This window comes from Clostridium sp. LIBA-8841, from assembly GCF_057782475.1.
The window spans coordinates 1,744,802-1,757,802 of the sequence record NZ_CM173488.1; the positions used below are offsets into that span (position 1 = coordinate 1,744,802).

10 protein-coding genes and 1 other annotated feature are annotated in these 13,001 nt (G+C 25.5%); of the genes, 4 read left to right on the forward strand and 6 right to left on the reverse strand.

Features of this window, described 5'->3' with window-relative positions; genetic code table 11:
• The first annotated feature begins 197 nt into the window (after positions 1-197).
• On the forward strand, positions 198-707 hold the full coding sequence (locus AC2A4K_RS07660; protein WP_322503537.1) for a GNAT family N-acetyltransferase: 510 nt from the start codon (positions 198-200) through the stop codon (positions 705-707).
• Positions 708-790: 83 nt separating this feature from the next.
• Here AC2A4K_RS07660 and AC2A4K_RS07665 read toward each other — a convergent pair whose 3' ends face one another.
• The 4 genes from AC2A4K_RS07665 to AC2A4K_RS07680 form a co-directional block, all read right to left on the reverse strand.
• Positions 791-1,681 (reverse strand): DUF7852 domain-containing protein, encoded by an 891-nt coding sequence (locus tag AC2A4K_RS07665; protein WP_322503536.1) that lies wholly within the window; start codon positions 1,679-1,681, stop codon positions 791-793.
• A 112-nt stretch (positions 1,682-1,793) separates the two neighbouring features.
• Positions 1,794-3,116 (reverse strand): hypothetical protein, encoded by a 1,323-nt coding sequence (locus AC2A4K_RS07670; protein ID WP_322503535.1) that lies wholly within the window; start codon positions 3,114-3,116, stop codon positions 1,794-1,796.
• Between the two features lie 134 nt (positions 3,117-3,250).
• Positions 3,251-3,586 (reverse strand): DUF1622 domain-containing protein, encoded by a 336-nt coding sequence (locus tag AC2A4K_RS07675; RefSeq protein ID WP_322503534.1) that lies wholly within the window; start codon positions 3,584-3,586, stop codon positions 3,251-3,253.
• A gap of 31 nt (positions 3,587-3,617) precedes the next feature.
• Entirely contained in the window at positions 3,618-3,962 is a 345-nt protein-coding gene (locus AC2A4K_RS07680; RefSeq protein ID WP_322503533.1) for a DUF1622 domain-containing protein, read from the reverse strand.
• A gap of 665 nt (positions 3,963-4,627) precedes the next feature.
• Here AC2A4K_RS07680 and AC2A4K_RS07685 point away from each other — a divergent pair.
• Positions 4,628-6,532: an endonuclease MutS2 gene (locus AC2A4K_RS07685; protein WP_322503532.1), complete on the forward strand. Its 1,905-nt coding sequence runs from the start codon at positions 4,628-4,630 to the stop codon at positions 6,530-6,532.
• A gap of 45 nt (positions 6,533-6,577) precedes the next feature.
• On the opposite strand, the gene AC2A4K_RS07690 is transcribed toward AC2A4K_RS07685, so the two are convergent.
• Positions 6,578-7,234, reverse strand: a complete 657-nt coding sequence (locus AC2A4K_RS07690; protein ID WP_322503531.1) for a pentapeptide repeat-containing protein — start codon at positions 7,232-7,234, stop codon at positions 6,578-6,580.
• 352 nt (positions 7,235-7,586) lie between these two features.
• A complete protein-coding gene (locus AC2A4K_RS07695; protein ID WP_322503530.1) occupies positions 7,587-8,468 on the reverse strand; it encodes a hypothetical protein in 882 nt (293 codons plus the stop codon).
• A gap of 429 nt (positions 8,469-8,897) precedes the next feature.
• Between AC2A4K_RS07695 and AC2A4K_RS07700 the strand changes: the two genes are divergently transcribed.
• Together AC2A4K_RS07700 and AC2A4K_RS07705 are read left to right on the forward strand one after the other, a co-directional pair.
• Positions 8,898-11,135 carry an EAL domain-containing protein gene (locus AC2A4K_RS07700; RefSeq protein WP_322503529.1) on the forward strand — a complete coding sequence of 746 codons (2,238 nt, stop codon included), beginning with the start codon at positions 8,898-8,900 and terminating at the stop codon, positions 11,133-11,135.
• Positions 11,136-11,233: 98 nt separating this feature from the next.
• Positions 11,234-11,472 (forward strand) — a binding site (T-box leader).
• A 187-nt stretch (positions 11,473-11,659) separates the two neighbouring features.
• Positions 11,660-12,967, forward strand: coding sequence for a dicarboxylate/amino acid:cation symporter (locus AC2A4K_RS07705; protein WP_322503528.1), 1,308 nt, complete (start codon positions 11,660-11,662; stop codon positions 12,965-12,967).
• Positions 12,968-13,001: the final 34 nt, after the last annotated feature.

Genomic DNA, 13,001 nt, shown 5'->3' on the forward strand with positions numbered 1-13,001 from the left:
ATTTTTCTGTTAGCTTTTTAGTTTTGTTCTTTTATATCGAAAAATTAGAGGAAAATAATAGAGAATAGTTATAGGATGATATTTAAATCTATAATGTAATAATATATATCCTGATTAATATTAATTATTTTTATATAGACAAATTAAATGTTTTAATATAAAATATCATTCAAACTTAGTAGATAGGGGGAAGGAATTTGGAATTTAGAAGAGCAAAAATTTCTGATTTAGAACAAATAGTAGATATAATAGAAGAGGCTAAGAAATATCTTAAAGAAGCTAAAGTTGATCAATGGCAAAATGGCTATCCAGAAAAGAATGATTTAAGAAAAGATATAGAGGGTGGAAATAGTTATGTGCTAGTTAACGGAAATGATGTTTTGGCAACAACCGTAATATCATTAAAGGGGGAAAGTACTTATAATTCTATATTTCATGGACAATGGGTTACTGAAGAAGAGTATATGGTTATGCATAGAGTTGCAGTACATAGCAATTATAAGGGAAAAGGGCTTTTTAAAGAGTTAATCAAAGAAGTAGCAAAGATAGCTTTAAGCAATAATATCTTTAGTATAAAGATAGATACCCATAAAGATAATGTTTCAATGCAAAAGGCATTATGTAAGAATAATTTTAAAAAATGTGGATTAATATATTTAGAGGATGGAAGTGAGAGAATAGCTTTTGAGCTAGTGTTAAGTATATAATTAAAGCCAATATGAATAATTAAAACCAAAAATAAAGATTGACTAAATAGTCAATCTTTATTTTAAATAGTTAAGCCAATAAATTAATAGTGTTTCTTTTCATCACACATTTCTAATTTTTTCACTTGAAGTTGGAATATATCTATATTTAGTTTTATTGCTAATTTTTCAACAATAGTATCAAATAGATTTTCATCAGTACATTCATTCTTAGTTTTATTTATAACAGCTTCAGATATATCATATTTTTCTAATTCACAAGTAAATGGCTCTTGTAATCTAACTGATTGAGAATGTAATCTTTCGCAATCGGATTCACTAATTGTTCCTTTATCACAAGGTTTCATGCAGTCTTTTAGTATAGCAAATTCATCGTCGTCTACTTCTCCTACTAATTCAGCATTTTCAAGTCTTATAGGAACTGAGAAATTAAAGTTTATCTTAGCAGTGATGTCTTTATAATCATTTCTCATTACTAGACAGTCGTCTTCAGCTTCATCTTGACCACAACTTGGAGTAGCATATTGTATATTTTTTAGAATAAAGCCTTCTACAAATAAATGAGCATTACATTTATCTTTGTCATAGTAATCGTAATATTTAACCTTCATTTCATCAGGAACAACATAGCATTGAGTTAAGACAACTCTTCTAGCTATTTTTTTTATGCTGAAGAAACCTTCAGGTATGAATATTGTATCAGTTAAAGGTTGAGTTACTTCTACCTCAGCTACTTTAGCAAGAACTTTTGCTTTTATACAATCTTTCTCTTTATATTTATCACATTCAGGTTTTTTATCCTTCATACAATCATCTTTATCAAAATTTTTTGATTTCATACAGTCTTTATCTTTATCATAGTCATGTTTTTTCTTCTTATTACAGTCTTCTTTAGTAGTTGCAGTGAAATTTTTAACAGTTACATCGATATCATCAGCACATACTGGAAAGTTTTTTTCGCACTTTGAATTCATTTGTTTCACCTCATAATATAAATCTTTAATAATATCTTATGTTATATATTATTCCTTTTTAAAAAAAATGTTCTAAATTTCTACATTTTTTTTTAAAAATGATTGATTTTTATTATAGGAAATCATAGAGTTCTATTATATAGTTAGCAATTATTGATAGCCTAACAGTTTTATATAAGTAAATATAATTTTCTAAAATTTTTTCATCATTAAATTTTATGTCGGTAGTAAATTTACTTTCTTTTAAGGATATGTTTAGGTCATTGAAATAGAGAGTATCTCCTATAATAGGTGATTTAAATTTTACATGAATAGAACTATCAAAAGGCACCCTAATAATATAGCTATGGAATTTAGAGACAAGAGGCGTTATTTCATTTTCTGGCAAAGAATATAATACATCTATTTCTAAATGACCGCTTAGAAACAAAAAGCCTGAAGTTCTACTTTGAGCATCTAGCATAAGTGAGCTTGAACAAAACTTGAGAGTGTTTTGTATTGAGTCTATGAAAGTAATATGTTTGGGAAAGTTTATATCACCTGTAAAAGTTTCAACTATAGAAAATTCATTTAGATAAATAGGTAATTTTGAAAATTTATAATTATCTTTTAGTAATTGAATATTATAGTTGGGAGTAACAAAGTTGTTATCAATATCCTTAAAATGGGTTGAATCTTTTAGGTGGATAATTGAATTAGTTATTTTTAATGAGGAAAAGAAATTTTTATTATGATTAAAAGTTTCTTTTCCTAAATTATCAGTTATAGACCTTGAGCTTGATATGTTGTTATTGACAATTGGCTCATGTAGTATAGTTTCAATAAGTATAGGCTTTGACTTTTTCATATTCTTACTAAGATTTGGCTGGTATGGTATAGCTTTTTTAAGTATAGATTTTGGCCTTTTTATATTTTTATTAAGGGTTGGCTTATATGGTACAGCTTCATTAGATGTAGGCTTCGGCTCTTCTATATTCTTAGTAAGAGTTGGCTGATGTAGTACAGCTTTATTAAATATATGCTTTGGCCTTTTTATATATTTATTAAGGATTGGCTTATATGGTACAGTTTCATTAGAGTTAGGCTTTGGCTCTTTTATATTTTTAGTAAGAGTTAACTGATGCAGTACAGCTTTATTAAATATAGGTTTTGGTCTTTTTATATATTTATTAAGGGTTGGCTTATATGGTACAGCCTCATTAGATGTAGGCTTCGGCATTTTTATGTTCTCAGTAAGAATTGGTTGATATGGTACATATTTATTAAGTATAGACTTTGTCTTTTTTATATTAAAATTTTTATTAGATTGTGGTGGTGAAGTAATTAAAATAATAATTTGACAAAATAAAAAACAAAATAATACTTTTCTAAATTTAGTCGAAAGTAAATCCTTACAATATAAAACAAATAAAGAAAAAACATATTTCAAATTCATTTAATTTTACCTCAAAAGCTTATTTACTTAATAGATATTAATAATTATTTAAAAATATTATATTTGTACGTAATTTATATGTATTTTAACCATATATAAAAAGAAAACTCATTGAGAGTTTTCTTTTTAGAATTTTATTTAGTTTTATTTAGCTTAAGTTCTTTCTTTAAGAAATAAGAAATTACAGTTCTAAGAGCAACTGTAGATCCTAAAAGTAGTATATCATATAAGGTTGGTTTTAAAATTGATAATATAATACCTGAACAGACTAATATTTCTAAACATAATAATATATATTTGCCTAAAGAGTTTTTAGCTATAGTTAATTTTTTGGCTTTTGATATTTTATCCTCTCTTGAAAACTCTGTTTTAAAGAATTTAAAGGTAGTTAAGATAACACCATAAACAACAATCATAACAGCTATTCCTTGTAAAACAAGAATTACTCCCTCTAAAATTCTATTCACCAAAGCAATCACTTCCTTTATAGTAATTTAGAATTTAATTTGCAAGATGTTCTTTGTTAGATTCAATTTCTTTATTAAGGAAGTAAGAAATTACAGTTCTTATGACTACGATAGAGGCTAGAACTATGATATCGTGAAATGTAGGATTTAATATAGATTCAATGATATCTGCACAGATTAGAAGCTCTAGTCCAAGTAATATATAAGTTCCTAAGCAATTTTTCACAATAGTTAATTTTTTTACTGCATCAATTCTGTCTTTAGATTTTATTTCAGATATAAGAAAATCCTTTGCAGTTAAAACAACTCCCCACAAAAGAACTATTATTGATATTGTATTTATAATCCAAATTGCTCCTTCTAAAATATGTTTAAACATATAGTATTCACTCCTTATCTTTAAATTTAAAAAAGCATAGTTTTTATTTAATTTTATATAAATAGTATATCATAAAATTTTATACAGTTTATTATTGTATACTTTAGATAATTTGAAATTATTAATTTATAAATACTTTCTTTAATTTTTTTAAATTAAAGAAATTTTGAAGGTAAGTAGTATAGTAGAGTAAATAATATTAATATAAAATAAATAATTGACAATTTATTTCTTATATATTAATATGTTAATATATAACATATTAATATATAAGAGGTGTTTTATGAGTGAGGTAGTATCTAAATAGATAATTTAATATTTAAATAAGTCTTTTAAATCAAGGTATTAATTACCTTTATTTGTTGTGGATTTATTTAGATTATTCTATGAAGATACAATCTAGCTATATACCTTTTAAGTAATAAGTTAAAAATTATTACTATTCATTAATTTAAGTATAAATACTTAAATTTTACAGGTGTAATTTAAAGCTGTGGAGTATCCATGGCTTTTTTTATTTGTAAAATTAAGGACTAATTGACAAAAGTATATTTTAAAGAATTTTCTTTGAAATATTTAAAGGTAAAATATATAGATTATGTATCTTCATGGAAGAAAATAAGATTTTGCTAATTTATTAAAGTTTCTGAAATGAGGAGAATATTATGAATAAGAATACATTTGAAAAATTACAATACAATGAGCTTAAGGATATTATAAAGTCATATTGTGTTAGTGGCTTAGGAAAAGAATTAATTGATAAATTAGAGCCAAGTTCTAATTTAAAGGTAGTAAAGAAAAGATTAGATGAAACAAGTGAAGGAAGAAATATATTAAGTATTTCTAGTTACATCCCTTTAGATGGGATATCAAATATAAAGAGTTTGATTAATAATCTTGAAAAAGGACTTATACTAGAGCCTCAAGAGCTTGTGGCTGTAGGGGATTTTTTAAGAGGGTGTAGAAAAATAAAAAGTTTTATGGAAAAGAAGAGTGATTATGCAAAAACACTTAGTGAATATAGTAATTTAATAACGATTTTACCTAATATTGAAGAAGAAATAGAAAATAGCATAAAGGGATCTTTAGTAGAGTCAAATGCAAGTAAAGAGTTAAAAAGAATAAGAAGACATATGGAAAATTGTGAGGAGAAAATAAATCAAAAATTAGAGAAATTTTTAAAAAGTAGTGCTAATAAAAAGTATATACAAGAGTTTTTTATTAGTAAGAGAAATGATAGATTTACTATTCCAATAAAAGCTTCTTATAAAAATCAAGTTGAAGGAACTGTTGTTGAAGTTTCATCAAAAGGATCAACTGTATTTATAGAGCCAGCTAGTATTTCAAAACACACTTTAGAATTAGCTGTGTTAAAGTCAGAGGAATCTATTGAAGAATATAGAATACTTTCAGAGCTTACTAACTTAGTTTTTGAAAAGGTAAAAGAAATAAAAATAAACATAGATGTTATTGCAGAGTATGATATGATTTTTGCAAAGGCCAAATATAGCAAATCTATAGAGGGGATAAAGCCTAAACTTAATAATCATGGATATATAAAGATAAATAATGGAAAGCACCCATTGTTAAAAGGAAATGTAGTACCTTTAGATTTTGAGATAGGAAAAAATTATAGATCTTTAATAATAACAGGTCCTAATGCAGGAGGAAAAACAGTAGTTTTAAAGAACGTAGGATTAATTTCTTTAGCTGTTCAAAGTGGATTTCATATAAATGCTAAAGAAGGAAGTGAAATTTCAATTTTTGAAAAAATATTTGTTGATATAGGTGACAATCAAAGTATTGAAAATTCTCTTAGTACATTTTCATCTCATATGAAAAACTTATCTGAAATAATTAATAGTTGTAATAAATCAACTCTTATATTATGTGATGAAATTGGAAGTGGAACAGAACCTAATGAAGGAGCAGGTCTTGCAATAGCGATTTTAGAAGAATTTTATAAAAGAGGTTGCATAACAGTAGCAACAACTCATTATGGAGAGATAAAGAACTTTTCGGAAAATCATGAAGACTTTGAAAACTCGGCTATGCAATTTGAAAGTGATACACTAGAACCCTTATACAAATTACTTATAGGGAAAACAGGAGAAAGTAATGCTCTTTGGATATCTAGAAAGATGGGGATAAATGAAAAAATACTAGAAAGAGCTAGGGGATATATTGAAAATAGGAATTATAATTTTGAGAAATTAAATGAGAATAAGGTTAGAAAGAGTCAACTTGAATGTGAAGAGATAAAAATAGAAACAATTGATTTTAATATTGGGGATAGAGTTAGACTGTTAGATTTTAATGAAGTTGGAATAGTGTATAAGCCTAAAGACAAATATAATATATTAACTATTCTTTATAAAAATGAATTTATAGAGGTTTCAGCAAGGAGAGTTCTTTTAGAGATTAAGGCGGAAGAGTTATATCCTAAGGACTATGATATGGATTCATTATTTATAGATTTTAAGGAAAGAAAACTTGAGAAAGATATTAAAAGAGGCTCAAAAAAAGCCTTGAAAAATATTCAAAAGGAAATAAGAAAAAATAAAGCTTAATTTATTAAAAGACAGTATCAAAATAATTTTGATACTGTCTTTATTTTATAATAATCCTTCAGTTTTAAATTTTTCAATTGCTTTATTTATGTAACTTAGTGTACAGAAATCTCTATCTATTCTTTCAGCAGAAAGCTTAAGTCCTTTTATAAGAGTACTTTCTTTATGGTCTTCAAGAAGTCTCATTAAACTTATTGGGTTTATATCACCTTCTTTTGTATCTAGAACTCTAGATTTTTTTATGTATTTATTCTTCATAGCTTCTAAAACAGATGATTTAAGTTCTTCACTTATATCAAGGGAAGGCATAGATTCGAAAATTTTAACTTCATCTTCAGTAAATTTCATTCCAACTGTTTTACTTATATCTGTATCTAGAAATATAACATTTTCAAAAGTAGCACCTGAAAAATCAGCTCCATCTAGATTTACTCCTTCAAATATTACATTTTCAAATTTTGCCTTCTTAAACTTACTTTTTTTAAGATTACTTCCTATGAATTCTGATGAATCAAATTTGCATTCAAAGAAATCACAAGATTTAAAATGTGCACCTCTAAAGCTTGCATAGCTAAAATTAGAATTTGAAAAATCACAGTTGTAGCAGTTTGCTCTTCTAAAGTCCATGTACATAAAGTTTTTGTTTCTTTTTTCTGCCTTATTGTATTTAAAAATTTGAGTGTTTTTTGTAGTTGTTGTCATAATGTGACCGTTACTAATTTGCTTTATAACAAATATATGATTATTATCAGGTAGTAACGGATTTCACCACCTTTCTTAATTTTAATATCCAACTAATGAATAGAAATTATTACTTTAGAGAGTAATAATTTTTTAAGATTAAAATACTTATACATTATATAATAATTAACTTAACTTTTCTTTTCACATCTTTACATTGTATCACAGAATATTGGTATTAGAGAATATCTTTTAGAGTATATTGCAAATAGTTAAAAAGAAGAAGATATTAAAAGATAGAAAAAATAAATAAGTAAGATGTATTAAATAAAATAAAAAGGCAGCTTGAAATAAAATTCAAGTGCCTTTTTATTTAAAGTTTAAGATCTTCTTCTATCTTTCTTCTTACTTCCTCATCATAGTCATATATTCTAAGATATGATTCACTTATAGAGCTCATAAAATCTTTATATTCATCTATGCTCATAAAAGAATATTTAGAAAGTTTAAATGGTATTACTTTACTTTCAGCGATATATTCCTTTACATTTACAATCAATATTATAACTGTAAGAACATCGCTAGTACTTGCATAATCTAATAGTCTTAAAGGAATATCTTCAAAATATAATGCTTCAGAGGCGATTAATCCTAATAGATTTCTAACTTCATCTTTAAATTCTAGAGGTTTTAAATCTAGTTTTTCAAGATAGTTTTTTATATCATCTGATTTCTCATAAATTTTATCTAGGAAATTTTCAACGATTGCTTTAGTGAATGTTTCTGAAGATGGAGTTTTTTTCTTTATGCAACAATTATAAGAGGAAAGAAAAAGTAGAGATGATATAAAATTAAGTAAGTTTAAATTATATTTTAAAGTAAGCTGATAATAAGAAGATTTAAAATCTTTATAATAATCTTTACTTAAAGTTGAATTTTTAAATATAGAGCAATGTTTAAAATAGGCATAAGGATTGTTATTAAACCAATTTCTGAATTCATCTGCATTCTCAAGTATAAATTCTAAAATTAATTCACCTTCATTTAATAATCTTTTAAAAAGAGTTAATTGTTGAAGTTGAAAGGAACAGCCACTTAAGGTTGTAGATGCTACTCCAGAATAATCAGAATTCAAGGCTCCCGTTAGCATGTTACGTTCACCAATTTTTTCATAAAAAAAATCTGAAAAAGTACTGTTTGATAATCTATATAGAATATCATCTAAAGCCTCATTGTTAAACAGATTCTTTTCCATATAATTTTCAATAAGAGCATATAATCATAGGAGAATATCCACCTATTGATTAAACCTCCCTTCTTAAAGTAATAAAAATATTTATATATTATATGCATATATTTTCTAATTTGTTTATAGGATAAATTGTAGAAATTGTGAATAAATAGAAATGTATCGAATATATTTAGTAGCTCTTATTTTTATAAATGAATTTTAATCTACATAAAGAAGTAGAGCTTGGCATCCGGCGAAGGACAAACCAAGCTCTACAAATAATTAGCACTATACGTACCAACTGCTTAATAATAATATCATTTTATTTATAAAGTTGTCAATAGATAAAAACAAAAAAAGATAAATATGATGACAATTAATTGCATTAATATCTAAATATTGACATAAAATTCTAGCTTTGAGATAATATTTATATCCAAATTGGGTGAGGAGATGATTAAAATTAAAAGAAAAGTTAAATATTTTTTAATCATATCATTAGTTTTAATCACATTTTTCATATTATATTATTTTAACTGTAGAAGAATTCCTAATGTGATAAGTAGAATAGAGTATTCATATTTAGAAGGAAAATATACAAATGATTATGTTATAAGTGAGGCTGAAAAAAAAGTTTCTAATGACAAGGAAAAGAATTCAGATGATTATTTTATTTTAGGATATTATAACTTGAAAATTAGTGGAGATAAGGAATTAGCTAAAGGGTACTTTGAAAAGACAATTGAGAACAAGAACAAAAAAACATCAAAATTTGCTATTTTATATTCCTCTAGCTATTTGTGTGAAAATTCTTTAGATAATAGAGATGTTAATAAAGCTATCCAATATGATAAAGAAGGTTTTGAAAGTTTAAGTCCAGATGATTATAATAAATACCAAAAAATAATATGGGATACCTCAAGAAGGCTTCTAGATACAGAGGATGGAATACATGAAGTTTTAGGTATATATAATACAATGAATGACTATAGTTATAAGCTTAATAATAAAAATAAGTTATATGTTTATGAAAGATTAGCAATAATAAATACTATTTTAAATAAGTATGCATCTGCAATTGAAGATAATTTAAATGTTATAGATTATGCAATTAAAACTAAAAATAACGAAAGTAGATATAAAGCCATAATAGGTCTAGGGATTATAGCTAAGAAAATGGGTCAATATGATGAGGCACTTAAGACATTAAATGATATAAAGAATATAGATATAAACAACAAGGCAGTTAAGTCTGAATTAAATATATATAAATTAATAAATATGAGTGAAATAGAGGCCATGTTGGGAAATTATGATAAGTCATTATCATATATAGATGAAATTGATAAATATAATGATGATATCAATGAAAACAAATATAATTATGTTAAAATTTTAGAGAATATAATAAAAGCTGAATGTCTAAGTGGTGAAGGAAAACTTTCAGAGGCTTCAAGTCTTTTGGATACAGCAAAGGAAAATATAGCTAAGGATAAAGTTACATTTCTTTCTGATAAAGATATTATGTATTATGATGTATTGGCCAATTTATATTTTAAAGAAAAAAATTATAATGAATCCATAAAAGCATATGAAAAATTAATGGATTTATCAAAAGAAAGCTATAATTTAGAATATCTAGAAAGAGCTTTAGAAGGATTAATTAAATCTTCTAGTAGTATTGGAAATTATGAGCAAAAGGATAAATATATTGATGACTTATTATATTTAGAAAACTTTAAAAATAAAAATTTTGCAGAGAATTACTATAAAAATTCAATAAATGAATATGAAAATAATATAACTAAAAAAGAGAATAATTTAATAAAAAATATTAATTTAATTTTTAAGTTTTTAATAATTATATTGTTTTTAGTAGTTTTAAAATTAAATATTTATCCAGTTTTAAATAAGTTAATAATTAAGAAGAAAATCAAAAGATATATAAGGGAAGATAGCTATTTACTGAATTATCAACCTATAGTAGATCCTAAAAAAGAGAAGATTGTTGGTTTCGAAGCACTTTTAAGGCTAAAATTAAAAGATAAGATAATTATGCCTAACATAATAATAAATGATATAGAAAAGGCTGATATGATGAGTGCAGTATCAATATGGATACTGAATAGAATAATAATTGATTATGAAGAATTAAGCAAAATAAAGAGCTTATCAGATAAGTTTTATGTCTCTATGAATATATCATTAAAAGAAATTGAAAATACAGATTTTGTAGAAAATTTAATAATTATACTACATAATTCAGGATTGAGTGATCAAAGAGTTGGTATAGAAATCACTGAAAACAATAAATGTAAAAATCAAGAAAATGCTAAGAATAATATTGAATATCTTAGAGAAAATGGATTTTTTATTGCTTTAGATGACTTTGGAGTAGAATATTCTAATCTTTCAATGTTAGAAAAGTTCAATTTTGATGTTATAAAATTGGATAAGTGTTTTATAGACAATATTGAAGAGTCAGATGTGAATAAATCTATTATAGAAACTTCAGATTATTTATCTTGTACAAGAAATAAGACAATAATTGTTGAAGGGGTAGAATCGAAAAATCAAGTTGATTTTATAAAAGATACAAAATCAAATAAAATTTATATTCAAGGATATTTTTACAGCAAACCTTTGTGTTTAGCTGATTTGAAGAAACTCAATTTGTTTAATAGAAAGTAATCTATATAAAATTATTTATTAAAATTTTAATTATTTTAAAAAAAATGTTGACTTTAAAAAACAAATAATATATTATTTAAAACAAGAAAAATATTCTTTCAAATGCGTTGAAGAGGGAAAGTAAATATTATAAGTTACTACAGAGAAAGGTTAGTTTGCTGAGATAACCTGTAATAAGTATTATTGAAGTGCCCCTTGGAGCTGAAATGCCGAATTAAGTAGGTGTTTATGGGAACTCCCATTATAGAGTTAGGGTATGTATGTACCTAAATAGAGATGGATATATTTTATATCTAATCAGAGTGGAACCGTGGAAGTATAGCCTTCTGCCTCTGTAATTTACAGGGGTAGAGGGCTTTTTTTATTATATATTTTGCTGGCCAGCATATAGAGATAAAATTATACTTTTTACTTATATGATTAAAACTTAATTTTAAAGATTTAATCTAAAACTTTGTTTTAAAGTAAAAACATATTGAAACAGAGTTAAATAAAAAAATAATTTTACAAAGGGAGAATTTAATATGATTAATATTCAATTAGTATTAGCAATTGTATTTTCAATATTAGCAACTTATGCTATATACAAAATAAGAAAAATAACAAATAAATTTTCATTTGCTACGCTGACAGCATTAACTTTAGGAGTAGTACTTGGAATTATATTTAAGGAAAATATACTATTTTTAGATACAGTAGGAAAGGCATATATGTCTTTAATTAAGATGATAGTAGTGCCTTTAGTAGTGACATCTTTAATAACTAGTATTGTTAGATTAGAAAATTTAAATACATTAAAATCAATAGGAATAAAGACATTTACTGTTTTATTAGGAACTACAGGGGCTGCAGCTATTATAGGTATAATAGTAGCAAGTGCTTTAAGACTTGGACAAGGATTAAGTCTTGTAGGAGCTGAAAACTTTAAACCAAGGGAAATACCAGAGTTTTCAAAGGTATTTATAGATATGTTACCATCAAATCCTTTAGCAGCAATTGTAGATAATAAGATAATACCAATCGTTATTTTCTCAATGTTTGTAGCTATTGCCTTAGTTATTGAGGATAATACAAACAAGGAGAAGGCAAAACCTTTTAAAGATTTTGTTTTATCTGCTTATGATGTGGTTTTAAGAATTACTAAAATGGTATTAAGAATAATACCTTATGGAGTTTTTGCCTTAATTGCTACGGCTGCAGCAAAAAATGGAGTTGATACTTTAATGTCATTAATATGGGTTATTGCCGCTGTTTATATAGCTGCTTTACTTCAATTTTTATTTGTATATACTCCATTAGTAAGCTTTGTTGGTAAAATGAATCCACTAAAATTCTTTAAAGGAATTTTCCCTGCACAGGTTGTAGCATTTACAAGTCAAAGTAGTTATGGAACTTTACCTGTTACAATAAAATCCCTAGTAGAGGGTGTTGGGGTATCAGAAAATATAGCAAGTTTTGTTGCACCCCTTGGATCAACAATTGGATTAAATGGATGTGGTGGATTTTACCCAGCAATAGTTGCTATATTTGCAGCAAATATGTTTAATATGGAGCTTACTATGTACTCATATATACTTATTGTACTTACAGCAGTAATATCTTCTATTGGTATAGCTGGGGTACCAGGTTCAGCTACTATGTCAACAACTGTAATGTTAGCAGCTTTGGGTTTACCAATAGAAGCTTTAGCAATGGTAATAGCTGTTGACTCAATAATTGATATGATAAGAACTGCTACTAATGTTACTGGAGCTTCAGTAGCGGCATTGGTAGTTGATCAAACAGAGAAAAGAAAAGAATATGAGGTTAACAGTATAGCGCAAGAAGCATAAAATTTTAAAAATTTTTAGAATGATTAATAAAAAA